This window comes from Halomonas sp. NO4, from assembly GCF_010994375.1.
In the GTDB taxonomy this organism is placed as follows: Bacteria; Pseudomonadota; Gammaproteobacteria; order Pseudomonadales; family Halomonadaceae; genus Halomonas.
In genome coordinates this window covers 98,734-124,343 of the sequence record NZ_WHMA01000006.1, presented here as the reverse complement: position 1 = coordinate 124,343, position 25,610 = coordinate 98,734, and the positions used below count along the sequence as shown (strand labels likewise).

26 protein-coding genes are annotated in these 25,610 nt (G+C 67.8%); 5 read left to right on the top strand and 21 right to left on the bottom strand.

The annotated features are described in order from the left end of the window. Window positions 1-909: a helix-turn-helix domain-containing protein gene (locus FEF15_RS07145; protein WP_163558468.1), complete on the top strand. Its 909-nt coding sequence runs from the start codon at window positions 1-3 to the stop codon at window positions 907-909. Between the two features lie 63 nt (window positions 910-972). Here the strand turns inward: FEF15_RS07145 and FEF15_RS07140 are convergent, their stop codons facing one another. The 12 genes from FEF15_RS07140 to FEF15_RS07085 all read right to left on the bottom strand — a co-directional run bounded on the left by FEF15_RS07140 (window position 973) and on the right by FEF15_RS07085 (window position 12,558). Continuing rightward, window positions 973-1,416: a hypothetical protein gene (locus FEF15_RS07140; protein ID WP_163558467.1), complete on the bottom strand. Its 444-nt coding sequence runs from the start codon at window positions 1,414-1,416 to the stop codon at window positions 973-975. A 175-nt stretch (window positions 1,417-1,591) separates the two neighbouring features. After that, on the bottom strand, window positions 1,592-2,881 hold the full coding sequence (locus tag FEF15_RS07135) for a TRAP transporter large permease (RefSeq protein WP_163558466.1): 1,290 nt from the start codon (window positions 2,879-2,881) through the stop codon (window positions 1,592-1,594). Further along, on the bottom strand, window positions 2,871-3,398 hold the full coding sequence (locus tag FEF15_RS07130; protein ID WP_163558465.1) for a TRAP transporter small permease subunit: 528 nt from the start codon (window positions 3,396-3,398) through the stop codon (window positions 2,871-2,873). Before FEF15_RS07130 ends, FEF15_RS07135 begins: the two co-directional genes overlap by 11 nt. Window positions 3,399-3,403: 5 nt before the next feature. Beyond that, window positions 3,404-4,435: a TRAP transporter substrate-binding protein gene (locus FEF15_RS07125; RefSeq protein ID WP_163558464.1), complete on the bottom strand. Its 1,032-nt coding sequence runs from the start codon at window positions 4,433-4,435 to the stop codon at window positions 3,404-3,406. 481 nt (window positions 4,436-4,916) lie between these two features. Beyond that, window positions 4,917-6,170 (bottom strand): benzoate/H(+) symporter BenE family transporter, encoded by a 1,254-nt coding sequence (locus FEF15_RS07120; RefSeq protein ID WP_163558463.1) that lies wholly within the window; start codon window positions 6,168-6,170, stop codon window positions 4,917-4,919. Between the two features lie 54 nt (window positions 6,171-6,224). Then, window positions 6,225-7,025 carry a benzoate diol dehydrogenase BenD gene (benD, locus tag FEF15_RS07115; protein ID WP_163558462.1) on the bottom strand — a complete coding sequence of 267 codons (801 nt, stop codon included), beginning with the start codon at window positions 7,023-7,025 and terminating at the stop codon, window positions 6,225-6,227. Continuing rightward, window positions 7,022-8,071, bottom strand: coding sequence for a benzoate 1,2-dioxygenase electron transfer component BenC (gene benC, locus FEF15_RS07110; RefSeq protein ID WP_163558461.1), 1,050 nt, complete (start codon window positions 8,069-8,071; stop codon window positions 7,022-7,024). Before benC ends, benD begins: the two co-directional genes overlap by 4 nt. 24 nt (window positions 8,072-8,095) lie before the next feature. After that, window positions 8,096-8,584: a benzoate 1,2-dioxygenase small subunit gene (gene benB, locus FEF15_RS07105; RefSeq protein WP_163558460.1), complete on the bottom strand. Its 489-nt coding sequence runs from the start codon at window positions 8,582-8,584 to the stop codon at window positions 8,096-8,098. Between the two features lie 31 nt (window positions 8,585-8,615). Further along, the gene (locus FEF15_RS07100; protein ID WP_163558459.1) at window positions 8,616-9,995 is read right to left on the bottom strand and encodes a Rieske 2Fe-2S domain-containing protein; all 1,380 of its coding nucleotides are present in this window, start codon (window positions 9,993-9,995) and stop codon (window positions 8,616-8,618) included. A 75-nt stretch (window positions 9,996-10,070) separates the two neighbouring features. Next, on the bottom strand, window positions 10,071-11,045 hold the full coding sequence (catA, locus tag FEF15_RS07095; RefSeq protein ID WP_163558458.1) for a catechol 1,2-dioxygenase: 975 nt from the start codon (window positions 11,043-11,045) through the stop codon (window positions 10,071-10,073). Between the two features lie 66 nt (window positions 11,046-11,111). Next, entirely contained in the window at window positions 11,112-11,402 is a 291-nt protein-coding gene (gene catC, locus FEF15_RS07090; protein WP_163558457.1) for a muconolactone Delta-isomerase, read from the bottom strand. Window positions 11,403-11,439: 37 nt separating this feature from the next. Further along, window positions 11,440-12,558: a muconate cycloisomerase family protein gene (locus FEF15_RS07085; protein WP_163558456.1), complete on the bottom strand. Its 1,119-nt coding sequence runs from the start codon at window positions 12,556-12,558 to the stop codon at window positions 11,440-11,442. A 104-nt stretch (window positions 12,559-12,662) separates the two neighbouring features. Here FEF15_RS07085 and FEF15_RS07080 point away from each other — a divergent pair, with 104 nt between their 5' ends. Then, the gene (locus FEF15_RS07080; RefSeq protein WP_163558455.1) at window positions 12,663-13,565 is read left to right on the top strand and encodes a LysR family transcriptional regulator; all 903 of its coding nucleotides are present in this window, start codon (window positions 12,663-12,665) and stop codon (window positions 13,563-13,565) included. 106 nt (window positions 13,566-13,671) lie between these two features. On the opposite strand, the gene FEF15_RS07075 is transcribed toward FEF15_RS07080, so the two are convergent. The 9 genes from FEF15_RS07075 to FEF15_RS07035 form a co-directional block, all read right to left on the bottom strand. Next, window positions 13,672-14,502: a 3-keto-5-aminohexanoate cleavage protein gene (locus FEF15_RS07075; RefSeq protein ID WP_163558454.1), complete on the bottom strand. Its 831-nt coding sequence runs from the start codon at window positions 14,500-14,502 to the stop codon at window positions 13,672-13,674. Window positions 14,503-14,654: 152 nt separating this feature from the next. Beyond that, window positions 14,655-15,347: a protocatechuate 3,4-dioxygenase subunit alpha gene (locus tag FEF15_RS07070; RefSeq protein ID WP_163558453.1), complete on the bottom strand. Its 693-nt coding sequence runs from the start codon at window positions 15,345-15,347 to the stop codon at window positions 14,655-14,657. 13 nt (window positions 15,348-15,360) lie between these two features. Continuing rightward, window positions 15,361-16,089: a protocatechuate 3,4-dioxygenase subunit beta gene (gene pcaH / locus FEF15_RS07065; RefSeq protein WP_163558452.1), complete on the bottom strand. Its 729-nt coding sequence runs from the start codon at window positions 16,087-16,089 to the stop codon at window positions 15,361-15,363. 102 nt (window positions 16,090-16,191) lie between these two features. Next, entirely contained in the window at window positions 16,192-17,121 is a 930-nt protein-coding gene (gene pcaQ, locus FEF15_RS07060; RefSeq protein ID WP_163558451.1) for a pca operon transcription factor PcaQ, read from the bottom strand. A gap of 48 nt (window positions 17,122-17,169) precedes the next feature. After that, window positions 17,170-18,369, bottom strand: a complete 1,200-nt coding sequence (locus FEF15_RS07055; RefSeq protein WP_163558450.1) for an alpha/beta fold hydrolase — start codon at window positions 18,367-18,369, stop codon at window positions 17,170-17,172. A gap of 45 nt (window positions 18,370-18,414) precedes the next feature. After that, window positions 18,415-19,620, bottom strand: a complete 1,206-nt coding sequence (gene pcaF, locus FEF15_RS07050; protein ID WP_163558449.1) for a 3-oxoadipyl-CoA thiolase — start codon at window positions 19,618-19,620, stop codon at window positions 18,415-18,417. 9 nt (window positions 19,621-19,629) lie between these two features. Continuing rightward, a complete protein-coding gene (locus FEF15_RS07045; RefSeq protein WP_163558448.1) occupies window positions 19,630-20,406 on the bottom strand; it encodes a CoA-transferase subunit beta in 777 nt (258 codons plus the stop codon). Continuing rightward, complete coding sequence (locus FEF15_RS07040) at window positions 20,403-21,224, bottom strand: CoA transferase subunit A (protein WP_163558447.1); 822 nt, start codon at window positions 21,222-21,224, stop codon at window positions 20,403-20,405. Before FEF15_RS07040 ends, FEF15_RS07045 begins: the two co-directional genes overlap by 4 nt. A gap of 207 nt (window positions 21,225-21,431) precedes the next feature. Beyond that, window positions 21,432-22,760: an adenylosuccinate lyase family protein gene (locus FEF15_RS07035; protein WP_163558446.1), complete on the bottom strand. Its 1,329-nt coding sequence runs from the start codon at window positions 22,758-22,760 to the stop codon at window positions 21,432-21,434. A gap of 126 nt (window positions 22,761-22,886) precedes the next feature. On the opposite strand from FEF15_RS07035, the gene FEF15_RS07030 reads away from it, so the two are divergent. From FEF15_RS07030 to FEF15_RS07020, 3 genes are all read left to right on the top strand, one after another. Next, window positions 22,887-23,678 carry an IclR family transcriptional regulator C-terminal domain-containing protein gene (locus FEF15_RS07030; protein WP_240454101.1) on the top strand — a complete coding sequence of 264 codons (792 nt, stop codon included), beginning with the start codon at window positions 22,887-22,889 and terminating at the stop codon, window positions 23,676-23,678. Between the two features lie 63 nt (window positions 23,679-23,741). Beyond that, the gene (locus FEF15_RS07025; protein WP_163558445.1) at window positions 23,742-24,521 is read left to right on the top strand and encodes an IclR family transcriptional regulator; all 780 of its coding nucleotides are present in this window, start codon (window positions 23,742-23,744) and stop codon (window positions 24,519-24,521) included. 75 nt (window positions 24,522-24,596) lie between these two features. Continuing rightward, window positions 24,597-25,550 (top strand): AEC family transporter, encoded by a 954-nt coding sequence (locus tag FEF15_RS07020; RefSeq protein ID WP_163558444.1) that lies wholly within the window; start codon window positions 24,597-24,599, stop codon window positions 25,548-25,550. Window positions 25,551-25,610: the final 60 nt, after the last annotated feature.

The window sequence follows — 25,610 nt, the reverse complement described above, 5'->3', positions numbered from 1 at the left end:
ATGACCTACGGCCCTCTGCCCACCGACACCGTTCCCGTCTTCAAGCTCTACGGCGAAACCCGCCACTGGCCGACGCCGGACCTGCTGCACTGCGAATCGATCCCCGAACGCAGCCGACGCCATGACTGGCGCATCCAGCCCCACCGCCACGCCGACCTGGTCCACCTGCTCCACCTCTCGGCCGGCCAGGTGGACCTGGAGCTGGAGGGGAGCCGCCGCTCCCAGGCGGCGCCTCTGGTGATCGTGATACCCGCGATGAGCATCCACGGTTTTCACTTCTCACCGGACGTTCAGGGCCACATCATCACCCTGGCGCGGCCGCTGGTGGAGCGGCTCGACGCCCGGCTGGCCGAACAGGCGACGGTGCTGACGCGCGCCGAGGCCCATCCCCTGGGTGAGGGACGCGAGGCGGGGCGCCTCGTGTCCCTGGTGGCCCAGGTCGAGGACGAATACCGCCATCCGGCCCCCGGCCGCGACCGGCTACTGGAGGCGCTGATCGAGGCCCTGACCGTGGCGCTCGCCCGCCTGGCCGACCGCGACGGGCGCCCCGGCGTCCGCCGCGTGCCCCGCCGCCGCGACCGGGCCCGGGGCCATCTGCAGAACTACCAGGCGCTGATCGAAGCCCAGTTCCGCCAGCAGCCCAGCATCGAGCAGTTCGCCGACCAGCTGGGCATGACCGGTACCCACCTCAACCTGCTGTGCCGTCGCCTGGCCGGGCGCAGCGCCCTGCAGCTGCTCCACGAGCGGCTGCTGCTGGAGGCCAAGCGCCAGCTCACCTACACCAATCTGACCATCGGCCAGGTCGCCGATGGGCTGGGCTTCTCCGAACCGGCCTACTTCACCCGCTTCTTCAAGCGGCTGACCGGTCTCTCGCCGCGGGACTTCCGGCTGCGCCAGCCCGAGACGTGACGCCCAACGCAGGCCCCCGGCAGACGCGATGCCTGCCGGGACGCAAGGTACGGCTGAAGTGGCTCAGCCGATGGTGGCCAGCGTCTTCTGTTCAAAGGCCTCGGCATTGGGGCAGAACCCCCGGCACTTCTCCCAGCCCTCGCCGGCGCGCATCGCCTTCCAGCAGCGCCCCACCGCCGGGCAGCGGTTACACACCGTCTGCAGCTCCTCGAGGTGGGTCGCCTCCTCGGCGCCGAAGTCCGCGACCGCCAGGTCGAAGCGCTGCATCATCTCGGGCATCAGGGTCTCGGCAGGAATCAACTCGCGGCTGCCGCCGCGGTTGAGGGTGCGCGCCACCTCGCGCTCGAAGGCCGGCGCCATCGGCGTGGCCAGGTCGCGCACCATCTCGCGATAGCTCGTGGACGCCTCGTTGCGCATCCCCTGCACCAGTTGCGGCATGGATGCCGCGAACAGGCGCTCCTCCAGGCGAGTCAGCCAGCCTTGGCGTTGGGTCTGCTTGTCGGTCATGTCACACCTCCGGATCCGTCAGGCCGTCATGGCCGGCTGCCATGCGGGTTTCTCTGCCTGAAGGATGACCCGGCAGCGGCAGGCTGCCAATTGAGGCTTTGGCGACTCCCCATAACTCCATGGTTATAGCGAAGCGCCCCAGCCTGGCCAGGGCGCTTCCAGGGCACGGATTCGCTCAGATCAAAAACATCGTGGAGAGCACGGGGAAGAGGATCAGCAGGGTGAGCCGCAGCAGGTCGGAGACCACGAAGGGCGCCACGCCGCGGAAGATCTCGCCCAGCCCCACATGGGGCGCCATCGCCTTGATCACGAAGACGTTCATGCCCACCGGCGGCGTCATCAGCCCCAGCTCCACGGTGAGCACGGTGATGATGCCGAACCACACCGGGTCGATGCCCAGCGACTGGATGATCGGGAACACCACCGGCACGGTGATCACCAGCATGGCGATGGAGTCCATGAACATCCCCAGCACGAAGTAGAGCAGCAGGATGCACAGCACCACCACGATGGGTGCCAGCTCCATGCCGTAGAGCAGGTCGCTGATCGAGAAGGAGATGCGCGACACCGAGATGAAGTAGCCGAGCATCTCGGCGCCCACCAGCATGAAGAACACCACGGCGGAGAGCGCCAGGGTCTCCTGCACGCTGCGCCACAGCTCGGCGCCGCGCAGCCCCTTCACCAGAGCATACAGCAGGGTGGCAAAGGCGCCCACGCTGGCCCCTTCGGTGGGGGTAAAGGCGCCGAAGTAGATGCCCAGGATCATCACCAGAAAGACCGCGAAGAAGGGCAGCAGCCCGCCGAGCGAGGCCAGCTTCTCCTTCCAGGCGGTGGGCTCGCCGGCCACCGCCAGGGAAGGCTTGAGGCGCATCATCACGCTCACGGTCAGGGCATACATGACCAGCCCCATCAGCCCCGGCACCAGGCCGGCCATGAACATGTCGCCCACCGACTGCTCGGTGAGAATGGCGTAGATCAGCAGCGCAATGGAGGGCGGAATCATGATGCCCAGGGTGCCGCCGGCGGCCAGCGCCCCGGTGGCCAACCCACGGTTGTAGCCGTAGCGCTCCATCTCCGGCAGGGCGACCCGGGTCATGGTGCTGGCGGTGGCCAGCGACGAGCCGGAGATCGCCGAGAAGACCCCGCAGGAGCCCACCGCGGCGATGGCCAGCCCCCCTTTCCAGCCACCGCAGATCACCCGGGTAGAGTGGAAGAGCTTGCCGGCCATGCCGGAATGCGCTGCCAGCACGCCCATGAGGATGAACATGGGCACGGCGCTGAAGCTGTAGTTGGAGAGCACCTCCACCGGCACGGTCTTGACCTGGGCGATGGCCGCATCCCAACTGATGATCTGCGCGAAGCCCACCACCCCGACGACCAGCATGGTCAACGCCACCGGCACGCGCAGCACCATCAACACCAGCAGCAGGGCGAGCCCGATGGCACCGATCATCTCACTCGCCATGGGACACCTCCCCTTCGGCACCGAAGAGCGCGCTGAGCAGCGCATGGATCAGGCTGCGCAGTCCCAGCAAGAAGCTGAACACGGCGGCCACGGTGTAGATGGGCCCCATGGGCAGGCGCAAATCCTGGGTCACCTCGCCGTGGCGCGCCGCGGCCGTGGCCGAGTCGAGCAGGCCGACGAAGAGAATCAGGCCGAGTGCGGCGAAGCCCAGCAGATAAACGCCATGCAGGCGGTTCTTGATGTTGGGAGAGAGGCCATGGGAGAAGGCCTCCACCACCACCTGGCTCTTCTCCACGTTGGCCGCCATGGCGGCGAGCAGGGAGACCAGCATGAGGTAGCTGACCAGCTCCACGCTGCCCATGACCCGCAGAGCAATCACCCCCTCGGTGAGGCGCGACAGGTAACGGGTGCCGACATCGGCAATGGTCACCGCCAGCAGCCCCAGCAGGGCGATGCCCGCCACCACGCGACAGGCGAGGGCCAGCCAGTGGCTGGCCCGTTCCAGATAGAACTGCATGTCGCTTAACCTTGGTCGGCGGCGCAGGACTCGCTGGCCGCCAGTGCCGCTTCGTAGACCTCGCGGCCCGGCAGACCGCGCTCCTCGAGCTGGGCGAGGTAGTTGTCGATGCCCTCCTGGAGCGGCTGCTGCCAGTCCGGGTGCTCCAGCGGGTTCTCGATCTCGCGGATGGTGTGGCCGGCCTCTTTCGCCTCCTGCTTGCCCTCGACATCGAGACGATCGAAGACCTCGCCGGCGTTACCAGCCCACCGCATGCCGGAGTTGTCATCGATCACCGCCTGCTCCTCGGGGCTCAGGCTGTCATAAGTTTGCTGGTTCATGGTGGCCACGAAGATCAACGTGTAGAACGGCACTTCGGTGTGGTACTCGACCAGCTCGTTGATGCGGAAACCCTTGAGGCCTTCCCAGGGGAAGCTCAGGCCATCGATGACGCCACGTTGCATGGCGGTGTAGATGTCCGGCGCCGGCATGCCCACGGGGCTCGCCCCCATGTTCTCGAGTATGTCGCCGGCCACGGCGGTGGGACGGCGGATGCGCAGCCCCTCGAGGTCGGACGGCACCTGGACGTCGGTATCGATGGTATGGATGCCGCCCGGGCCGGTGGTGAAGAAGAACAGCGGCCGGGTATCGGCGTACTCCTCGTCGAGGTGACCCTCGTTGTAGAGGGTCTGCAGCACGCAGGCGCCCTGGGTCGCGGTGGTCGCCACGCCGGGCAGCTCGACGATCTGCGACAGCGGGAAGCGCCCGGCGGTATAGCCCTGGGCAGTCGCACCGATATCGGCGATGCCGTTGGCCACCGCTTCGTAGATGGAGTCGGGCTTGGCCAGGGTGCCGGAGGGGAACATCTCGACCTCGAGTTCGCCGCCGGACTCCTCCTCGAGGGTCGCGGCCCAGGCCTCGAAGATCTCCTGGTTGATGCCCGAAGCGCCCGGCCAGAAGTGCGCCATGCGCAGGGTGGTCGCCTGGGCGGAGGCGGAGGCAGCGGTCAGACCGGCGATGGAGGCTGCCAGCAGGCAGCGGGTTAGCGTGCGGTTCATCAGGATCCTCCGGGATTATCGTTGTACGACTGGCAGAGTACGCATAACGAACTTACGTTCGCATGTTGTGTAAAAAGTAACTGAAGCCGTGCGACTCCGATAACCTACTTTGGTCGAAGGTCACCTGCCCTAACGGACAACGCAAGGCTCTCTAGACCACCATAGCGCTCTATTCGGGCAATAACTGAGCAAATCCCCTCACTTGCTTGGACATTTCCCATATTGTGGCACGACCAAAGTGGCAGCCTCCCCACAAGAGGCCGTATCGCACCGGCTCAGGATGAACGGGACGCCTCCGAGGCGCTTCCCCCCTCCTTTCCCCGTCCAGCGAAGTGCAGCGTCCGGTGCAGAAGAAGGTAGGCCAGTCCCCCCCACCATTATGGCAAGGGCCTTTATTGAAGAGTGGGTCAAGAAGTCGCGAGACGAAAAAGGGCCCGGACCGCATTGCCGTCTCGGGCCAAGGAGGATCCTGTGATACCGATCAGCGCGCCAGGGTACTGGCCTTGCGCCGCCGGGGCAGCGCGACGGTGAACTCGAAGTCCTTGAATTCGACGAGCATCGACAGGCCGACGCCCAGCACCAGCGCCCAGAAGGAGGCGCCGATGCCGAAGACTTCCACGCCGGAGACGGCGATCAGGAAGGAGAACATGGCCCCCACCTCATGCTTGCCGGAGAAGGTCATGTGCATCGCCGAGCTGATCACCCGCAGCAGCGCCAGGCCGGCGATGATGGCGATGAAGTAGCTCGGCATGGCCTCGATCAGGCTGAACACGAAGCCGTAGAAGGGCGCCGCCACCACGAAGATGATGCCGACGATCACCGCCGCCACCCAGCGCTTGTCGTGGCTGCCGGCTTCCGGTCCCGAACAGATGCCGGTCATCGGCGCGGCGATGCAGGTGCTGTGCAGGTTGAAGAAGGCCGAGAGCATGGTCCCGAAACCGCCCAGCGCGGTGATGGCGTTGGCCGGCGCCTCCTTGTAGCCCATGCCCTTGACCAGCCCCACGCCGGCGGGGGTCTCCATGCCCACCAGGATCAGCGCCAGGGGCAGGCCATAGGCCAGGAAGGCCTCCAGGGTGAACGTCGGCAGGATGAGCTCGGGAAGCCGGAAGGAGAACGTCACGCTGGAGAAGTCGGCACCCGAAAGCGCCATGTAGCCGACGCCCACCAGCAGGGTGACCACCAGCGGCGGTACTCGGCGCAGGTAGCGCGCGGCGAAGAAGAAGGAGAGGATCATCACCGCCGCCGGCAGCAGGGCGTTCTGCAGCGGCATCACCATGTTGGTGCCGAACTTGAGCAGCACCCCCGCCACCATGCCCATGACGATGGGCATCGGAATCAGCCGCATGACCAGGCTCATCCACCCGGCCAGACCCACGACCAGGGCGATGGCCCCGGCGATCAGCGTGGCCCCCAGCGCCTCGTTGAGCCCCACCACCGGAATGATGGCGGCGAACAGCAGCGCCCCGGGGATGGAGTTGGCCATGGGCAAGGGCAGCCGGTAGTAGGCCGGCAGGAAGAGGCCGAACAGGCCGTTGATCATCAGGTAGCTGATCACCCACAGCAGGGTGAACTCCTGGGGGAGCCCGGCGGCGGTGCCGGCGCTGATATGGATGATGCCGGCGCTGAGGCCGAAGATGCCTGCCACCAGGCCGGCACTCAGGTTGTCGACGTTGAGGTCGCGAAGGAAGTCGCGTGGCGCCGACGCGAGGCCGACGCCCTTCTCGAGATTTTTCATGCTGTGCTCCAGGGGATTTGTTGTGATTGGAATCCGGATCGGGGTGACGGACGGCTAGCCCTGGTCCCCTCCCGCCACCGGCAGCACGCTGCCGGTGATGTAGCTGGCCGCATCGGAGGCCAGGAAGAGGATCGGCGCAGCCATCTCGTCCAGGGTGCCGTAGCGGTCCATCAGGCAGCTCGCCTTGGTCTGGTCGACATGCGCCTGGAACCAGGCTTGCTCAGTCGCGTTGCGCGGCGCCGGCGTGCCCCGCGAGATGCGCCGCGGCGGCGCCTCGGTGCCGCCGGGCGCGGTGGCCACCACGCGGATGCCGTGCTCGGCGACTTCGAAGGCCAGCGACGCGGTCAGGGCATTGATGCCGCCCTTGGCCGCCGAGTAGGGGATGCGGTGGATGCCGCGGGTCGCCGCCGAGGAGACGTTGACGATGACGCCGCTGCCCTGCGCCACCAGGGTGGGCAGCGCGGCACGACAGCACCACAGGGTCGGCATCAGCGAGCGGGTGATCTCGGCCGAGATCTCGGCGCTGCTGAACTCGGTGAACGGCTTGAAGTGGATCGCCCCGCCCACGTTGTTGATCAGGATGTCCAGGCGTCCGAAGTGCTCGACGGTCCGGGTCATCACATCCGCGGCGCCCTCCCAGGTCTCCAGGTCGGCCTGCAGGGCGATGGCCTCCACGCCCTGCTCGCGCAGGCCGGCCACCACCTCATGGACGAGGTCGGCCCGGTCCACCAGCGCCAGGCGGGCGCCCTCGGCCCCGGCGCGCTCGGCGACCCGCCGCCCGATGCCCTGGGCGGCGCCGGTAATCACCATCACCCGTCCCTGGAAACGCGAGCCATCGAAGCGTGCGGCGCTCATGCCACCTCCTCGGCCACCGCGACCTGGTTGGGGGTGAACTTCTCGTAGTGGAAGCTCTGGGGCACGATACCCTGGGCATCGAAGTGCTTGAGCACGGCGTCGACCATGGGCGGCGGCCCGCACAGGTAGACGTCGACATCGCCGTCGTGCAGCACCTCGGCGTCCATGTGGTGGGTCACGTAGCCCTTGCGCGGGTGGTCGCTCGCCTCGTCCACCACCACGGTGGAATAGGTAAAGGTCGGCAGCTGCTCGGTCAAGGCATCCAGCGCCTCGGTCTTGACCAGGTGGTCGTCCTGGTTCACCCCGTAGATCAAGTGGATCGGCGCCTCACCGCCCTGCCCTTCTTCGCGCTTCCGGGCCAGCTGCTCGAGCATGGCGAGGAAGGGCGCCAGGCCCGTGCCACCGGCCAGCATCAGCACCGGGCGGGTGATCTCGCGCAGATAGAAGCTGCCCAGCGGGCCGGTCAGGGTCAGGCGATCCCCCACAGCGGCCCGCTCGGTGAGATAGCCGCTCATCACCCCATTCGGCACGTTGCGGATCAGGAAGGTGACCCGTGACTCGCCCGGCCTGGAGCTGAAGGAGTAGGAGCGGTGCTCCCCGGTGCCCGGCACCGTGATATGGATGTACTGGCCGGGCAGGAAGGCCAGCTCGGCGCCGTCGTCCAGGTCGATGGTCAGCTCGATGCTGTCCTCGGAGAGCGACTCGACCGCGGCCACCGTGCCCTCGACCTGGCCCACTGCGGTCTTGCACAGGGTCGAGGCCACCGGCACCTGGATGACGCAGTCCGAGGCGGGCACCATCTGGCAGGTGAGCACCTGCCCCTCGGCGGCCTCTTCGTCGGAGAGCGCCTCGTCGATGTACTCGTCCCCCAGATCGAACGCCCCCTGCTCGCAGCGCCCCTTGCAGGTGCCGCAGACGCCGTCGGAGCAGTCCATCGGCAGATTGACTTTCTGGCGGTAGGCGGCGTCGAGGACGGTCTCGCCCTCCTTGCAGCCGATGAAGCGGGTCACCCCGTCCTCGAAGTTGAGCGCAATGGTATAGCTCATGATCGAATCTCCTCCCGCACCGGATCAGACGTGGTAGACGTCGATGACCTGGTGGATGTAGTCGTTGTTGAGTTGCACGACTTTTCTGGTGATCAGCGGCGCCTCGCCCGACACGTCGAGGGTGTAGAAGGCGGTGCCGAAGTAGCTGTCGGTCTTCTTGTAGCGGTGGCTCAGGGTGTGCCAGTTGAAGCGCAGCGCCACCTGGTCACCTTCCTGGGAGAGCACTTCGATGTTGCTGATCTGGTGAGTGGTGCGCGGCTCCGGCGTGCTCGCCCCGCTGCGCTCGGTCTTGATCCGGTAGACCCGGTCCTCGAGCCCCTCGCGGTTGGGGTAGTAGATCAGCGAGATCTCGGACTCGGGATCCTGAGTCAGCCGGTCGTCGTCGTCCCAGGCCGGCATCCAGAACAGCGCCTCCTTGCTGTAGCACGCGAGCCAGTCGTCCCACTGGCGGTCGTCGAGCAGGCGCGCCTCGCGGTAGAGGAAGGCCTGGATATCCGAATGGCTGATGTGCATGGTTGTTCTCCCTTGTCAGGTCGTGGCGGGCTTACGCGGACTGGGTGGCGGGCTCAGTTGGGATAAACCGGCTGCGTTCCTTGTCGATGGCGCGCTGCATCTCCTCGACCCAGTGCTGGTGGTGCAGCACATAGAGGCCCTCGTCCTCGGGAGAGGCCCCGCTCAAGCGCGGCTTCATGTCGATCTGCTTGGCGTTGTCGTCGGCACCCTCGATCCACTGCTTGGCGCCGCGCGAGAGGTCGTTCCACTCGGCAAGCTGACCGTTATAGCCCTCCTGGCAGGCGCGAAACTCCTCCAGATCGTCCGGCGTGCCCATGCCGGAGACGTTGAAGAAGTCCTCGTACTGGCGGATGCGCACCCGCCGATTCTCCGCGGACTCGCCCTTGGGCGCGAAGCAGTAGATGGTGACCTCTGTCTTATCCACATCAATGGGCCGCAGCACGCGGATCTGGGTGGAGAACTGGTCCATCAGGTAGACGTTGGGGTAGAGGCAGAGGTTACGGGTCTGGTTGACGATGGAATCGGCCCGCGCCTCGCCGAGCTCCTGCTCGAGCCACGCCTTCTGCTGGTAGACGGGACGCACCTCGGGGTTGAGCAGGCGGGTCCACAGCAGCATGTGGCCGTTCTCGAAGGAATAGAAGCCGCCCATGCTCTTCGACCAGCCGTCGGCATCCACCGCCTGGGTACCGCCGGCATCGTAGTTGCGCCGCTCCATGGTGGAGGCGTAATTCCAGTGCACGGTGCTGACGTGGTAGCCGTCGGCGCCGTTCTCGGCCTGCAGCTTCCAGTTGCCGGTGAAGGTGTACGACGAGGTGCCGCGCAGGATCTCCAGGCCTTGCGGCGCCTGGTCGACGATGTTGTCGATGATCTTGGTGGTCTCGCCCAGGTGCTCCTCGAGCGGGGCGACGTCATCGCTCAGACTGCCGAACAGGAAGCCCTTGTAGTTCTCGAAACGCGGCAGGCGCTTGAGGTCATGGGAGCCCTCCTGCTTGAAGCCCTCCGGATAGGCGCCGTTCTTCTCGTTCTTGGCCTTCAGCAGCTTGCCGTCGTTCTTGAAGGTCCAGCCGTGGAAGGGGCAGGTAAAAGTGCCCTTGTTGCCGCGCTTGCGCCGGCACAGGGTAGCGCCGCGGTGGGCACAGGCATTGATCAGGCCGTGCAGCTCGCCGGCCTTGTCGCGGGTGATCACCACCGGCTGGCGGCCCATGGTCGCGGTCATGTAGTCGCCCGGCTCGGCGACCTGGCTCTCGTGGCCCAGGAACAGCCAGTTGCCCTCGAAGATGTGCTTCATCTCGAGTTCGAAGAAGTCGCGGTCGGTGAACATGCTGCGATGGCAGCGGAAGATGCCGGTCTCGGGGTCGTCGACGACGGCACCGCGGACACGCTTTTCGAGTCGATCAAGTTGGGTAGTCATGGTCAGGCTCCTCGCAATCTTGTTGTGTCCGGCGGCTCGCCCCGCGAGCCGCCGGCGGTCAGGGACAGTCCCGGATTAGACCTGAGCGGTACCGGCCAGCTGGCTGGCCTGATCCTGCTCGTCATCCTTGGCGCGGGGGCGCTTGTGGCGCACCTGCAGCTCGGGTGCGTCGGTTCGGGCCAGCTCGACGTCGAACACCACCTCGGCGAAGGGTCCGTCCAGCTCGCGCCGGGCGATCTCGTCGGCGTCCTCGATGCGCTGTGCCGGCACCACCAGCTCCTCACGGGTAGCGAAGGCGAAGTCATCAAAGGTGTAGGGGTCGCCGGCCAGGTTGATCTGGGTGGTCAGATGCTGGTGGCCCGGTGCGGAGATGAAGTAGTGAATGTGCGCCGGACGCTCGCCGTGGCGGCCCAGGGCCTTGAGCACCTGGTCGGTGGGCGCGCCTTCCGGCACCCCGTAGCCGGAGGGGATGATGCTGCGCGCGGTGTAGCAGCCCTCGCTATCGGTGACGATGGTGCGGCGCAGGTTGTAGTCGGACTGCGACGGGTCGAAGAAGGAGTAGCCGCCCTTGGAGTCGGCGTGCCAGATCTCCACCCTGGCACCGGCGACGGGGTTGCCGTCGACGTCGCGCACCTGGCCGGTCAGCCACATGGTCTCGCCGTCCGGGTCCTGGCCGTCGTCCATGCGTGCAAAGCCCTCGGCGACCGGGGCGCCGGCCACGTAGAGCGGCCCCTCGATGGTGCGCGGGGTGCCGCCTACGCGCTTGGCCTCGGCATCGATGGCGTCCTGGCGCATGTCGAGGAAGTGGTCGAAGCCCAGGCCCGGCGAGAGCAGGCCGAACTGGGTCTGGCCGCCCAGGGCGTTGAGCAGGCTGACGGTGGACCAGTACTCCTCGGGGGTGACGTCGAAGTCGTCGATCAGCTTGAACAGGTCGGAGAGCAGGCGATGCATGATCCGCTTGGCGCGCTCGTTGCCGCCTGTCTGATCAAAGCCGGCGACGCTGTTCAGGAAATCCTGCACTTCGGGGGTATCGAATATCTTCACGGTCATGGTGTTGTCCTCGGTTGTTGTCATCACGCCCGTCGGTGACGGGCACTGGCGTGCTTCATCCGTGACTCAGGAATCGCCCTCGCGGATGGAGGACGGATGGCGGCACAGCGGCGTGACGCTGATCGCCATGTAGGAAAAGAGCGGCAGGCCCGCGACGACCTCCTGCAGCTCGGCGTTGTCCTCGACGTCGAAGATGCTGACGTTGGCGTAGCTGCCGGCGACCCGCCACAGGTGGCGCCACTTGCCGGCGCGCTGCAGCTCCTGGGCGTACTCCTTCTCCCGGGCCTTGATCTCGGCGGCCTGTTCGGCCGGCATCTCCGGGGGCAACTTCACGGTCATTTCCACCTGAAACAGCATGGGGGTCTCCTTTGCTGGGGTGTCGGGGCTCGGCCGCTCAGCGGCGCGCGTAGTGAGCGAGCTTGTCTTCATCCAAGGCGATGCCGAGCCCGGGCCCCGTGGGCAGCGCGACGCCGAAGTCGCGGTAGGCGAGCGGCTCGGCGACGATGTCGTCCTTGAGCAGCAGCGGGCCGAACATCTCGGTGCCCCAGGCGAGCTCGGGCAGGGTCGCCCAGGCGTGCAGCGAGGCAGCGGTGCCGATGGTTCCCTCGAGCAGGGTGCCGCCGTAGAGGCCGATGCCGGCCGTCTGGGCCAGGTGGGCCAGCTCCAGCACGCCCTGCAGACCGCCGGACTTGGCGATCTTCAGGGCGAAGGCGCCGCTGAAGCCGCCGACCGCCAGGTCGAGGCCGTCGCGGGCATCCTGCACGGCCTCGTCGGCGAGCATCGGCACCCGGAAGCGGTTGGCCAGGCGGATCAGGCCGGCGTGCTCGCGTGCCGGGATGGGCTGCTCGATCAGCTCGATGCCGGCGTCCTGCAGGGCGGCGATGCCGCGCACGGCAGTAGCCTCGTTCCAGGCCTGGTTGAGGTCGACCCGCACGCCGGCGCGGTCGCCCAGCGCTTCCTTGATCGCCGCCACGTGGCGCACGTCGGCCTCCACCGGGTTGGCGCCGATCTTGAGCTTGAAGTCGCCGTGGCGGCGCTGCTTCAGGCGCTGGCAGGCCTCGTCGATGTCCTTGGCGGTATCGCCGCTGGCCAGGGTCCAGAGCACCGGCAGGTGGGTCTGGCGGGCGCCACCCAGCAGCTCGGCCACGCTGCGCCCCAGGCGCTTGCCCTGGGCATCCAGCAGCGCGGTCTCCAGTGCCGACTTGGCGATGCTGTTGCCGCGGGCGTGACGCGCCAGGCGGGCGCGCAGCACGTTGAGGTTGTCGGCGGGCTGGCCGATCAGCAGCGGTGCGAGGTAGGTGTCGATGTTGCGCTTGATGCTCTCGGGGCTCTCCGGCCCGTAGGCCAGCCCCCCGATGGTGGTTCCTTCGCCCAGGCCCTCAATGCCGTCGCTGTCGCGCAGGCGCACGATGACCATCGTCTGGCAGGCCATGGTGGTCATGGAGAGCTGGTGGGGGCGGATGGTCGGCAGGTCGACCAAGAGGGTCTCGATGGTGTCGATCACGGGTGACATGGCGGCTCCCAATTCCGGCAATGCGGTGATTGCGTGGCAGTGTGATTGCCGCCGGAACAGGGAACCAATATTGTTTAGGTGCCCAGCCATACTCAGGAGGTATCATGGAGCTGCGCCACCTGCGGTACTTCTGTGTCGTTGCCGAGGAGCTCAACCTCACCGGCGCGGCCGAGCGACTGCACATGTCTCAGCCGCCCTTGTCCCGGCAGATCAAGCAGTTGGAACAGGAGGTGGGATCCGGACTGTTCGCGCGCGGCCCGCGCGGCCTGCGCCTGACGGCCACCGGCCAGTTCTTCCATCAGCATGCCCTGCAGATACTGGAGAAGGTGGACGCCACCCTCGAGGCGACACGCCGGATGGCCCGCAGCCAGCGCGTGCTGTTCGGCATCGGCTTCGTGCCGTCGGTGTTCTACGGCCAGCTGCCGCTGTTGGTGCGCGAGTTACGACAAAAGGATAATGTCGAGCTGACCCTGGCCGAGTTGACCACGGTGCAGCAGATCCAGGCGCTCAAGGCGGGGCGCATCGACCTGGGCTTCGGTCGCCTGCGCATCGACGACCCGGACGTGGAGCAGGAGGCGCTGTTCGACGAGCCGCTGATGGCCGCCCTGCCCGCCGGCCACCCGCTGGAAGGCTCCGAGCCCAGCCTGGAGGCGCTGGCTCGCTATCCGCTGATCCTGTTTCCCGCCAAGCCGCGCCCCAGCCTCGCCGACATGACCCTGGGGCTGTTTCGCCGCCACGGCCTCAAGGTCGAGGTGGTGCAGGAAGCCAACGAGCTGCAGACCGCGCTGGGCCTGGTCGCCTCGGAGATCGGCATTACCCTGGTGCCCGAGCAGGTCATGCGGGTCAAGCGCGACGGCATCGTCTACGTCTATCTCGCCGACAAGTCGATCACCTCGCCGGTGCTGTGCAGCCGCCGCCGCGGCGAGACGCCCTCGCCGCTGATGCGGGACGCCAACGCCATTCTCGAAGTGCTGGTGGAGAACCGCCGCAGCGGGCGCTATCCGTAGCGCGGAGACGCTGCACCGAACGGCAACGCTCGCCCGCCGGCAAGCCAGCCGGAGAGTCAGCGGGAGCAGTCCGCCGGGGAGGCCTGGCCCGAGCGGGCCTCGCCCCTCAGCCGGCCTTCAGCCCCAGGATCTCGCGCGCCTGCTGCCAGGTGGCCACCGGCCGCTCGTACTGCTCGCACAGCGCCACGGTGCGCTCGACCAGGGCTGCGTTGGAGGGCGCCAGGGTGTCGCGGTCGAGACGCACGTTGTCCTCGAGGCCGGTGCGGGTGTGGCCGCCGGCGGCGATCGACCACTCGTTGAGCAGCCGCTGGTTGGCGCCGATGCCGGCGCCACACCACTGGGCCTCGGGGGCGAGCCGCTTGAGCGTCTCGATATAGAAGTCGAAGGTCGGCTTGTCCGCCGGCATGGCGTTCTGGACGCCCATCACGAACTGCACGTAGAGCGGCGCCTTGAGCTTGCCCTGCTTCGAGAGACTGACCGCCTGGTGGATGTGCGAGAGGTCGAACGCCTCGATCTCGGGCTTGATGTCGTACTTGAGCATCTCCTCGGCGAGCCACTCCACCAGCTGCGGCGGGTTCTCGTAGACGCGGTTGGGGAAGTTGTTGGAGCCCACCGAGAGGCTCGCCATGTCGGGCTCGAGGGAGAGCATGCCGCCGCGCGCTTCGCCCGCACCCGAGCGCCCGCCGGTGGAGAGCTGGATGATCATTCCGGGGCAGTGCTTCTTCAGGCCCTCCATCAGCCGGGCGAACTTCTCCGGGTCCGAGGATGGGGTCTGATCGTCATTGCGCACGTGGCAATGGGCGATGGTGGCACCCGCCTCGAAGGCTGCCTGGGTGCTCTCGATCTGCTCCTCGATGGTGATGGGAACGGCAGGGTTGTTTTCCTTGCGCGGCAGGCTGCCGGTGATGGCGACACAGATGATGCAGGGGGTGGACATATGACCTCTCTTCGTATCGAAACGATACGCGGGCTCTTTTCATTGCATTGCCGGGGCGTGCCCCGGGGTGAGTGACGATGCCGTCATCGTCAACGCCGAACGCCGCCCGAGGGCGGCGTTGGCGGCTTGGGCGCAGTGAGCGAGACGCGGCGTCAGAAATCGAAGAACACCGTCTCGCCCTCGCCCTGCAGACGGATGTCGAAGCGGTAGCGCACCTGGCCGTCGACCTCCTCGCGCTTGGCGATCAGTGTCTGGCGGCGCGCCGGCGATTCGATGCGCGAGAGCACCGGGCACTCGGCATTCGCCTCGACCTCGTCCTCGAAGTAGAGACGCGTCTGCAGGTGGATGTTGATGCCCCGGGCGAAGATCGACAGGTTGATATGCGGCGCCATCAGCAGAGCACTGCGGGCGCTCGCCAGATCGGAGTCCTTGTCGTCGATGACACCGTGCGCCTCGTCGGTACCGTCGACCCGCACGCGGCCGGGCTTGACGGTCTTGAGCGACCATTCGCTGCCGTAGTCGAAGGTGGTGGCGGTGCGCCCGAAGCTGTTGAACGGCTTCTTCACGTCGAACTCGCGCTGGTACTGGCCGTTGGCGTCGGCCTGCCAGGCCTCGAGGAAGGCGTCGCGCACCAGGTCGCCGTTGCCGTCGATGACGGTGCCGACGATCTCGATGGGCTCGCCCTCGGCGCCGGGCTTGGCCATCTCGTTCCAGATCTCCTCGTCGCGGGTCGGGTTGCCCGCCGCGGCGAGCGCCAGGCCGATGTGCACGTAGGGCCCGGCGGTCTGGGAGGCGGTCTCGCGCAGCAGCGTTTCGCTGGCCGGCTGGGAATTCGGCTGTTTCATCTCGTTGCCCCCGTTACTGGTTTTCAAAATAGGTCTGCAGCTCGCCGCGCACCACCAGATCGAAGCGGTAGGCCAGGCAGTCCATGGGCTTGCTGCGGGCCATATCGAGCCGCCCGATCATGGTCTCGACGGCGTCCGGGTCGTTGATGGTGTGAACGATGGGGCACAGCGGGATCAGCGGGTCGCCCTCGAAGTACATCTGGGTGATCAGGCGCGTGGAGATCGACGGCCCCATCACCGAAACGTGGATGTGCGAGGGGCGCCAGCTGTTCATGTCGTTCGGCCAGGGATAGGGGCCCGGCTTGATGGTGCGGAAGTGGTACCAGCCCGCCTCGTCGGTGAGGCAACGCCCCACGCCGCCGAAGTTGGGGTCGAGCGGCGCCAGGTAGTTGTCGTTCTTGTGGCGGTAGCGGCCGCCGGCGTTGGCCTGCCACATCTCCACCAGGGTGTGGGGCACCGGCTTGCCGAACTGGTCAACCACACGGCCGAACATGATGATGCGCTCGCCCACCGGCAGGCCCTGGCTCGAGTCCTGGCGAAAGTTGAGCAGCAGGTCGTTGTCGTGGGGGCCCATGCGCAGGTGGCGAAAGTCCGGGCCGGAGCGCTCGGAGATGGTGGGGTGCTGCAGGCTGACCAGCGCCTGGCGCGGCGAACGCGCCACGGTGGTCTTGTAGCCCGGCGCGTAGGCCGGCGGATGCCAGTTGCGGTCGCGCTCCACGAAGCGCTTGTTGTCATCTTGCATGGCGTGTCGTCTCTGGGGTTGTGGGTTGAGGGGTCCGGCGAGTGTGGCGCAATGTCGCAGGGGTGCCAATTGACGTCTCGGCGCCGGTCCATAACCGCTGGGTTATGTCACCGCGGCCGGGGTTCCGGCGGTGACCTCGCGCAGAATCTCGCAGAAGGCGTCGAGCGCCAGCGAGGGCTCGAGGCTGGCGTTGGTGCACAGCCCCACCGAGCCGCCCTGCTGCTCCAGGGAGAGGGCCAGCTCCGCCAGCCACCCCGCATCCAGCGCCGCGCGCACCGCCTCCTCCGGCGCCACCCAGATGGCGTCGCTGCCCTGGGTGACCGCCTGGCCGAGGGGCAGCGACAGGGTTTCGAGGAGCGTCTCGGGAAGTGTCAGGGCGTGGCGCACGCAGAAGCTGTCGACCTGCTGGCGCAGCGTGGTCTGGGGCGGCGGCACGATCCAGGGGTGGGCCGTCAACGCCGCGGGGGGCAGGGGGTCCACCCCGGCCAGCGGATGGCCATCGCGCACCACCAGCAGCAGCCGCTCGTAGTAGAGGTGCTCGAAGGCGAGGTCGCGGATCTCGCGCGCCTCCGTCATGCGCCCCACCACCAGGTCCAGCTCGCCGCGGCGCAGACGCGAGAGCAGAAAGGCGCTGGGGCCAGTGACCACATTGACGCCGACGCCCGCCGGCCCGCCGGCCTGGAAGCGGCGGATGGCCTCGGGCAGCAGGCGGCTCTCCACCGTGGAGAGCGCACCCACGCGCAGCCAGCGGGTGCCCGGCTCGCTGCTGCCCACCGCACCGATGCCCTCTTCCAGCGCGCGCAGCGCCGGCCCGGCGTGACGCAGCAGGGTGAGCCCCGCCTGGGTCAGCGCCACGCCCCGCGAGGTGCGCTCGAAGAGCGGCGTCTCGAGAATCTCCTCGAGCTCGCGAATCGTCTTGGACATGCCCGGCTGGGTGATCGCCAGGCGATCGGCGGCGCGGGCGAAACTGCGCTGACGGGCCACCTCGAGGAAGGCCTGCAGATGACGCAGCTTGATACGGGCATTGAGCATGCGCGGCTCCCTGGCAACGGCCGGGGCAGGCCCCGACCGCCGCACCTGTCACTCGAGGGGCGTGCCCCAGCCGAGCTGCTTTGCCAGCGCAAAGGCGTGATTCGCCGCCGGCACCCCGCCGTAGATCGCCACGTGCAGCAGCACCTGGCGCAGCTCCGCCTCGGTCAGGCCGATGCGCTGAGCGGTCTTCAGGTGCAGCTCGAGCTCCTCGCGGCCCAGGGCGGCGAGGATGCCGGTGGTGATCAGGCTGCGCTCGCGACGGGTGAGGTCGTCGTTGCCCCACAGCTCGCCCCAGGCTAGGCGGGTGATCATCTGCTGGAAGGGGGCGTCGAGGCTGTTGGCGTTCTCGCTGGCGCGCGCCACGTGCGCCTCGCCGAGCACCTGCTTGCGGGTCTCGAGACCTTGCGCATAGCTCACACCCTGCTCACCGACCGCACTGCGATCCACGGCCAGCCACAACTGCAGCCGCTTGGCCATGGCCTCGGGGCTCTCCACCGAGGGCACGTGGGCGAAGCCCTGGAGGATCTCCAGCGGCGCGCCGTCGCACTCGGCGGCGAGCGTTTCCAGAGTCTCCGGGGGCGTGGCCATGTCCTCGCTGCCACCCAGCAGGTGCACAGGCAGGCCCGGGTTGCGAGACAGGGGATCCTTGAGCGAGCCGCGGAAATCGCTCTTGCCGAGCATCTCGCACAGCCGCGCATAGCTCTCGCCGTCGGTGCGCGCCATCTGGGTGCGCCAGCCGCTCTCCAGCGCCGGTTCCCTCTTGAGGCGCTCGGCGGAGAACCAGCGTGGCACGATCTCGCCGGAGAGCGCCGCCAAACCCTCGTCACGCGTGCGGGCGGCGCGCGTCGTCCACAGCTCGGGGGTGCCGATCACCGCACCGGTGTTGGTCAGCACGGCCGAGAGCAGCCGCTCGGCGTGCTGGGCGATCAGCTGCTGCCCGACCACCCCGCCGATGGAGGTACCGACGAAGTGGAAACGCGTCGCGCCGGCCTGCTCGGCCAGGGCCAGCGCCTCGGCGGCGAGTGCGGCCGGCGTGATGGCGCCGCCCTCCGCCGGCCAGGCTTCGCTGGCGCCGTGACCGGGCAGATCCCAGGTCAGCACGCGATAGCGCGGCAGCAGCGCCGGCAGCAGGTCGTCCCAAACCGCCTGGGTCATGCCCAGCGGGTGAGCCAGCAGCACCAGCGGGTTGGCCTCGGCGCCCAGCAGGCGATAGGCGACACTGCGGCCGTCGATTGTCAGAAATGCCATGAAAGCCTCCGTACCGTTTGAGCGGTAGCAATAAATCTGGGCTGCCTATACCCGTTCGATCAGCGTAGCAATCCCCTGCCCCACGCCCACGCACATGGTGCACAGGGCGTAGCGCTTGCCGCTGTTGCGCAGTTCAAAGGCCGCAGTAGTCAGCAGGCGGGCCCCGGACATGCCCAGCGGATGGCCGAGCGCAATGCCGCCGCCGTTAGGGTTGACCCTGGGGTCGTCGTCGGCAATGCCCAGCTCGCGCAGACAGGCCAGCGCCTGGGAAGCAAAGGCCTCGTTGAGCTCGATCACGTCGATCTCATCCAGCGACACGCCCAACCGGTCGAGCAGCTTGGTCACCGCCGGCACCGGGCCCATGCCCATGGTGCGCGGCTCGACCCCGGCGGTGGCCATGCCGAGGATCCTCGCCATGGGAGTAAGGCCGTGCGCTTCCACCGCTGCCTGGCTGGCCACCAGCATCGCCGCGGCGCCGTCGTTGACGCCCGAGGCGTTGCCGGCGGTAACGCTGCCGCCCTCGCGGAAGGGGGTGGGCAACTTGGCGAGCTTCTCCAGGGTGGTGCCCGAGCGCAGGTGCTCGTCCTGGTCGAAGACCAGCGGCTCCTGCTTGCGCCGCGGGATCTCGATGGCGGTGATCTCCTGGGCGAAGCGGCCATCTTTCTGGGCGCGCTCGGCCTTCTGCTGGGAGCGCAGGGCAAAGGCGTCCTGGTCCTCGCGGGAGACGCGGTGCTGCGCGGCGACGTTCTCGGCGGTCTCCGGCATGGAATCGACACCGTACTGCTGCTTCATCAAGGGATTGACGAAGCGCCAGCCGATGGTGGTGTCTTCGATGGCCTGGCCGCGGGAGAAGGCGCTCTCCGCCTTGCCCAGCACGTAGGGCGCGCGGGACATCGACTCCACGCCGCCGGCCAGCGCCAGCTCGAACTCACCGGCACGGATGGCGCGAAAGGCGGTGCCCACGGCGTCCATGCCGGAGCCGCACAGGCGGTTCATGGTGGTGCCCGGTACCGAGGTCGGCAGGCCCGCCAGCAGCGCCGACATGCGCGCCACGTTGCGGTTGTCCTCGCCGGCCTGATTGGCACAGCCCATGATTACCTCGTCGATGGCCGCGGGGTCGAGCCCCGGCGCCTCGGCGAGCACGGCCTGGAAGATCGTCGCGGCGAAGTCGTCGGGGCGCACGGCCGCCAGGGTGCCGCCGAAGCGGCCCACGGCGGTGCGCCGCGGATGACACAGGTAAACGTCGGTCATAGGGCCTCCTCAGACGTCCCCGGCGTGTTTGCGGTCGGTACGCGCTTTCAATTCACGCAGGATCTCGAGTTCGCGGACCGAGGGCTCGGATGTGGTTTCCAGCGACTCGGCGAAACGGATCTCCCAGCCGGTCGCCTCGATCACGTCCTCGCGGGTCACGCCGGGGTGCAGCGACACCACGGTGAGCTCCTTGGTCTCGGGGTCGGGCTTGAGCACGCAGAGGTCGGTGATCACCCGGGTCGGCCCGCGGCCGATGTTGGGTACGCCGTCGCGCCCCTTGCCGTCGCGGCCGAAGCCCAGGGTGGTGACGAAGTCCACGTCCTTCACGAAGGTGCGCTTGGAGTGCTTGAGGGTGATAAAGACCTCACCCGCATTCGTCGCAATTTCGGGCGCACCACCCCCGCCCGGCAGACGCACCTTGGGATCATGGTAGTCGCCGATCAGGGTGGTGTTGAGATTGGCGTAGCGGTCGATCTGGGCGGTACCCAGAAAGCCCACGCTGACGTGGCCGCCCTGCAGCCAGTAGCGGAACATCTCCGGCACCGAGACGGTGGTCAGCGCCGACTCGCACAGCTCGCCGTCGCCGATGGAGAGCGGCAGCACCTCGGGCTTGGTCTGCAGGGTGCCGGACTCGTAGATCAGCACCACGTCGGGGGCGTGGGTCAGGCGCGCCAGGTTGGCCGCCTCACTGGGCAGACCGATGCCGACGAAGCAGGTCATGCCGTTCTCCAGCGCCCGGGCGGCGGTGACGGTCATCATCTCCGAGGCGGTGTAGTCGAGGCTCATTGGGTCGCTCCTCCGGCGTTGTAGACGTTGTCGTCGAGCCACCGGGTGAAGGCGTCGCGGTCGCGGGCGATGGCGTCCCACTCCTTGTAGAAGCGGTTGTTGCGATCGTAGTAGCCGTGGGCGTAGGAGGGCAGCGAGCCCTGCTCGGCCACGGCGATGGCGCTGACCGCCCAGCCGGGGATCACGCAGGCGTTGGGCTCGACATCGAGGTCATCGACGATCTCCTCGACGGTGACGATGCTGTGCTTGGCGGCGAGCACCGCCTCCTTCTGCACGCCGATGATGCCTTCCACCAGGACGTTGCCGTGCCGGTCGGCCTTCTGGGCATGGACGATGGCTACGTCGGGGCGGATGGAGGGAACCGCCGCCAGGCGCTCGCCGGTGAAGGGGCACTCGATGAACTTGATCTGGTCGTTGACCTTGGGCAGGTCGCTCCCCACGTAGCCGCGCAGCACGGCCATTGGCAGGCCCGCCGCCCCCGCCTCGAAGGCGCAGGCCATGGCGGCGTGGCTGTGCTCGAGGATCTCGATCCGGCGCGGCCAGCCCTTCTCCACGGCATCGCGCAGCCGATGCAGCGAGCCCACGCCGGGGTTGCCGCCCCAGGAGAAGATCACCTTCTTGGCGCAGCCGGCACCGATCAGCTGGTCGTAGATCAGGTCGGGCGTCATGCGGATCAGGGTGAGATCGCGCTTGCCCTGGCGGATGACCTCGTGACCCGCGGCGAAGGGGATGAGATGGGTGAAGCCCTCCATGGCCACGGTGGCGCCGTCCTCCACGTAGCGCGCCACGGCGTCATGCAGGCTGAGAATCTCGGCCATAGTAGTTGCCTCTCGCTGATTCGCCGGGAGCCAGCGGCAGTAGACCGACCGGCTCGCAAATTTGTTCGTTTTACGAACATAGGTTTGTGATACGAACAAATTAATCCCCAAAGCGGGAAGCGTCAAACGTCACGGCCCGGAAACGAAAAAGGGGGAAGGTCTAACCTTCCCCCTTGAAATTCGACGAATCGCTTTTTTATCAGTGCATTACGTCTCTTCCAGCCAGGCGATGGCACGCTGGACCTGACGCTGGCTGCTACCAAGGTATAAAGCGGGGTCCGTGGCCTGGGCCAAGGTCTCGGGCTCGAGCCGGCCCGCCACCTCGGGATGGGCGCCCAACACCTCCGCGTAGGGGCGGCCGGACTCACGCGCCGCCTCGGCGGCCTCGGCGCTGATGCGCTTGGCGGCCTCCTGGCCCAGCACGGGTGTCAGCAGCTTCGAGGCCGGTTCGGCCATGATGCCGCCACCGGTGGCCGCCAGATTGCGCACCATCGCCTCGGGATGCACCTCGAGTCCCTCGAGCAGTATCGCCGCCTGTTCCAGAGCGCCTTCCACCAGCAGGGCAGCGTCGACGAGCGGCGCCCACTCGGCGTGCCACTCGCCCAGGCCACGCTCCAGCGGCTGGGCCGCAGCATTGAGGATCACCGTGGCATGACCGTGCACCTGGCGCGTGGCGCCGCGGATCAGCGCACAGCGCACCGGGTTGCGCTTGTGGGGCATGGAGGAGGATTCGCCCATCCCCTCGCCGGCCGGCTCGGCCACCTCGCCGAGCTCGGTCTGGGTGAGCAGGGCGACGTCCAGTGCCAGCTTCTCGGCGGCGCCGGCCACGGCGTCCAGGGCGGTGGCCAGGGCATGGATCGGCTGGCGCTCGGTGTGCCAGGGCAGCACCGGCACGGCGAGCCCCAGCCGCTCGGCCAGGCCGTCCATGAACTCGAGCCCCTGGTCGGCCCAGCCGGAGTGCACCCCCACGGCGCCGCCGAACTGCACCGGGAGTTCGACCGCGGCCAGCCGACGTCGCGCCTGCTCCAGCCCCAGCGCCCAGTGGGCAACCTTGACGCCGAAGGCGAGGGGCAGCGCCTGCTGCATCAGGGTGCGCCCCACCATGGGCGTGGCAGCGTGCTGCTGCATCAGCGGGATTGCCGCCGTGCGGCAGCGCGCGAGAAGGGCATCGATCGCCGCGAACCGCGGCTTGAGCAGCAGCATCAGGGCGCTGTCGACCACGTCCTGGCTGGTAGCCCCCTGGTGCCAGTAGCGCTTGAGCGCGTCCGGCAAGGCGGCACGCCCCTGCTTGACGAAGGGGATGGCCGCGTTGCCGCCACTGGCGATACCGGCGGCGATGCCCCCGACGTCGAAAGGGTGAGGCGCCAGCAACTCGCGCATCCGTTGGCTGGCCCCTTCGGGCACGGCGCCGCGGGCTTCTTGCACCTCGGCGAGGGCCAGCTCGAAGGCCAGCATGGCCTCGACGAGCGCCTCGGCCTGGGTGGCGGCCAGGCCATCGGGGCTCATGAAGGGGTGCTGCAGCAGCGCGGCGGACATGGCAAGGACTCCGGTGGAAGGGCGGGAAACAGGCTCTCAATCTATGGTCGTACAAGTGTTCGTATTTCGAACACTATGCTAGATTGTAGGCCAACTTTTGGGCAACTCGACCGAGGACGACCGACCATGGAGACTGCCGTGCAGGAGGATATCCTGAGCCCGGACGACCGCGACTTCGTCACGGCGCTGGCCAGCGGCCTCGAGGTGATCCTGGCCTTCGACCAGGCCCATCCCCGCATGACGCTCAGCGAAGTCGCCAGCCGCACCGGCATGAACCGCGCGCGGGCGCGGCGCTTTCTGCTCACCCTGCATGCACTGGGGTACGTGCGCAAGCAGGGGCGCAGCTTCGAGCTGGCCCCCAAGGTGCTGCAGCTCGGCTACGCCTTCCTCTCGGCCAACAACTACCGCAGCGTCATCCAGCAGGTGCTCGAGGAGATTACCGCCGAGTGTGGCGAATCCTCGTCGCTGGGCGTGCTCGACGGCGACGCGGTGATCTACGTTGCCCGCTCCGCCTCCCGCCACCGGCTGATGGCCATCACTCTCTCGGTAGGCACCCGCCTGCCCGCCGCGCACACCTCCATGGGGCGGGTGCTGCTCGCCCAGCTCGACGACAGCGAGCTCGATGCCTTCCTCGAGCGGGTCACCCTCGAGCGCTACACGGAGAAGACGATCACCGACAAGGCCGAGCTGCGCCAGTGCCTCCGCAAGGTGCGCCAGCAGGGCTACGCCATCGCCGACCAGGAGCTCGACTCCGGCCTGCGCTCCATCGCCGTACCCGCCTTCGATGCCCACGGCAAGCTGCTCGGCGCCATCAACATCAGCACTAACGCCGCTCGCGTCGACTACGACACCCTGATGCGCGACTACCTGCCGCTGCTGCAGGCCAAGGCACGGCAGATCCGCACCCACGTCAGCTGACGGCGTGCATTTTTCGAAACATCATTCTAGAATTTCATTTTTCACAACCAACGGACAGTCACCATGGCGGGAAGCCTGATCGAACGCACCCTGGGCGTGCTCGAAGCGCTCTCGGAAGATGCCGAAGGCCTGCCCCTGCTGGTCATCGCCGATCGCCTGGGGATTCCCAAGAGTGCAGCCCACCGCATCTGCAACGAGCTGATCCGCCTCGGCCACGTGCGTCAGGACCCGCGCACCCAGCACTACCAGCTGACCACGCGCCTGATGGCCCTGGGCTTCCGCTACCTGGCGAGCACCGGGGCAAGCGACGTCATCCAGCCGATCCTCGACCGCCTGGCCGAGACCAGCGGCGAGCTGGTGCGCCTCTCGGTGATCGAGGGGCAGCGCCTGACCTGGATCGCCAAGGCCCAGGGGGCGCGCAGCGGCCTGCGGTACGACCCGGACATGGGCAAGGAGGCGCCACTCTTCTGCACCGCCAGCGGCCACGCCTGGCTCGCCGGACTCGACGACGACGCGGCGCTAGCGCTAGTGGAGGCCCAGGGCCTGGAGACGGACCACCCGCTCGGCCCCCAGGCACCACGCAGCAAGGCGGAACTGCTCGACCACCTGCAGCGTACTCGCGCCCGCGGCTACGCCTGGGTCAGCGACAGCATGGGGCCGGGCACCGCCGCCATGGCCGCCCTGGTGCGTGATCCCCAGGATGGCCACCCCATCGGCGTGCTGAGTATCGCCGGCCCCGGCGTACGCCTCGACGCCGAGCGCATCCCCGCCCTGGCCCCGCCGCTACTGACCGCCGCGGAAGAGCTGTCCCAGGCCAGCGCCTCGTCGCAACTCTTTTCCTGACCCCGGGCGCTGCCGCTACCCGAGACCCGGCCCCGGGGCACCACACTCCGGGACCTTTCCGGCAAGGAGCCTGCCGTGCTCGAGATTCTCGCCATCACCACCCCCATCTTCCTGCTCATCGCCGTCGGCTACCTGGCCATCGCCGGGCGCATCATCACCCGCGAGCAGGTGCAGGGAGTGGGCACCTTCGTCATGTACTGCGCCCTGCCGGCGCTGGTGATCCGGGCCCTGACCCAGAACCCCCTGGAGGAGGTCTTCAATCCCCAGTACCTGCTCGCCTACGGCCTGGGCTCGCTGGTCGTCTTCGGCCTGGGACTGCTTCTGACCCTGGTCTGGCAACGCCAGCCGCTGGGCAACGGCGCCATCCAGGCGCTGGGCATGTCCGCCGCCAACAGCGGCTTCATCGGCTACCCGGTGGCCGCCATGGTGCTGGGCTCGCCGGCCGCCGTGTTCCTGGCGCTCAACATGTTGATCGAGAACCTGCTGATCATTCCCGCTGCCCTGATCCTTGCCGAGCTGGGCAACCAGAGTGGCGCCGGGCTCGCCGAGACCGTCCGCCAGACCGGACGGCGCCTGATCCGCAACCCCATTCTCATCGGGCTGCTGGTCGGTGTGCTGCTCGCGGCCTCAGGTCTCACCCTGCCGGGGCCACTCGCCCGATCCATCGACATGCTCGCCAACGCCGCCGGCCCGGCAGCGCTCTTCGTTATCGGCGCCTCGCTGTTCCGGCTGCAGGTCAAGGGCATGCTCGGTGATGTCGGCCAGATCGTCGTCGGCAAGCTGATTCTCCACCCTCTCGCCATCGTCGGCGCCTTTCTGCTCATGCCGGAGATGGACCCCTTCCTGCTCACCGGCGCCCTGCTGTTCGCCTGTGCGCCCATGATCAGCGTCTACCCGCTGTTCGGCCAGCGCTACGCCATGGGTGGCGTGGGTGCCGCCGCCCTGATGGTCGCCACCCTGGCCTCCTTCGTGACCATCAGCGTAACCATCGGGCTGATGACCTACGCGGGTCTGTTGCCCGCCCCCTGAACCCAGTCGGGTCCGGCAACGATCATCGGTTGCCAAAAATGGAACATTGTTCTAGATTAC

Coding starts and splice junctions, on each gene's coding strand:
- FEF15_RS07145 (WP_163558468.1), top strand. CDS start 1: ATGACCTACGGCCCTCTGCCCACCGACACCGTTCCCGTCTTCAAGCTC.
- FEF15_RS07140 (WP_163558467.1), bottom strand. CDS start 1,416: ATGACCGACAAGCAGACCCAACGCCAAGGCTGGCTGACTCGCCTGGAG.
- FEF15_RS07135 (WP_163558466.1), bottom strand. CDS start 2,881: ATGGCGAGTGAGATGATCGGTGCCATCGGGCTCGCCCTGCTGCTGGTG.
- FEF15_RS07130 (WP_163558465.1), bottom strand. CDS start 3,398: ATGCAGTTCTATCTGGAACGGGCCAGCCACTGGCTGGCCCTCGCCTGT.
- FEF15_RS07125 (WP_163558464.1), bottom strand. CDS start 4,435: ATGAACCGCACGCTAACCCGCTGCCTGCTGGCAGCCTCCATCGCCGGT.
- FEF15_RS07120 (WP_163558463.1), bottom strand. CDS start 6,170: ATGAAAAATCTCGAGAAGGGCGTCGGCCTCGCGTCGGCGCCACGCGAC.
- benD (WP_163558462.1), bottom strand. CDS start 7,025: ATGAGCGCCGCACGCTTCGATGGCTCGCGTTTCCAGGGACGGGTGATG.
- benC (WP_163558461.1), bottom strand. CDS start 8,071: ATGAGCTATACCATTGCGCTCAACTTCGAGGACGGGGTGACCCGCTTC.
- benB (WP_163558460.1), bottom strand. CDS start 8,584: ATGCACATCAGCCATTCGGATATCCAGGCCTTCCTCTACCGCGAGGCG.
- FEF15_RS07100 (WP_163558459.1), bottom strand. CDS start 9,995: ATGACTACCCAACTTGATCGACTCGAAAAGCGTGTCCGCGGTGCCGTC.
- catA (WP_163558458.1), bottom strand. CDS start 11,045: ATGACCGTGAAGATATTCGATACCCCCGAAGTGCAGGATTTCCTGAAC.
- catC (WP_163558457.1), bottom strand. CDS start 11,402: ATGCTGTTTCAGGTGGAAATGACCGTGAAGTTGCCCCCGGAGATGCCG.
- FEF15_RS07085 (WP_163558456.1), bottom strand. CDS start 12,558: ATGTCACCCGTGATCGACACCATCGAGACCCTCTTGGTCGACCTGCCG.
- FEF15_RS07080 (WP_163558455.1), top strand. CDS start 12,663: ATGGAGCTGCGCCACCTGCGGTACTTCTGTGTCGTTGCCGAGGAGCTC.
- FEF15_RS07075 (WP_163558454.1), bottom strand. CDS start 14,502: ATGTCCACCCCCTGCATCATCTGTGTCGCCATCACCGGCAGCCTGCCG.
- FEF15_RS07070 (WP_163558453.1), bottom strand. CDS start 15,347: ATGAAACAGCCGAATTCCCAGCCGGCCAGCGAAACGCTGCTGCGCGAG.
- pcaH (WP_163558452.1), bottom strand. CDS start 16,089: ATGCAAGATGACAACAAGCGCTTCGTGGAGCGCGACCGCAACTGGCAT.
- pcaQ (WP_163558451.1), bottom strand. CDS start 17,121: ATGCTCAATGCCCGTATCAAGCTGCGTCATCTGCAGGCCTTCCTCGAG.
- FEF15_RS07055 (WP_163558450.1), bottom strand. CDS start 18,369: ATGGCATTTCTGACAATCGACGGCCGCAGTGTCGCCTATCGCCTGCTG.
- pcaF (WP_163558449.1), bottom strand. CDS start 19,620: ATGACCGACGTTTACCTGTGTCATCCGCGGCGCACCGCCGTGGGCCGC.
- FEF15_RS07045 (WP_163558448.1), bottom strand. CDS start 20,406: ATGAGCCTCGACTACACCGCCTCGGAGATGATGACCGTCACCGCCGCC.
- FEF15_RS07040 (WP_163558447.1), bottom strand. CDS start 21,224: ATGGCCGAGATTCTCAGCCTGCATGACGCCGTGGCGCGCTACGTGGAG.
- FEF15_RS07035 (WP_163558446.1), bottom strand. CDS start 22,760: ATGTCCGCCGCGCTGCTGCAGCACCCCTTCATGAGCCCCGATGGCCTG.
- FEF15_RS07030 (WP_240454101.1), top strand. CDS start 22,887: ATGGAGACTGCCGTGCAGGAGGATATCCTGAGCCCGGACGACCGCGAC.
- FEF15_RS07025 (WP_163558445.1), top strand. CDS start 23,742: ATGGCGGGAAGCCTGATCGAACGCACCCTGGGCGTGCTCGAAGCGCTC.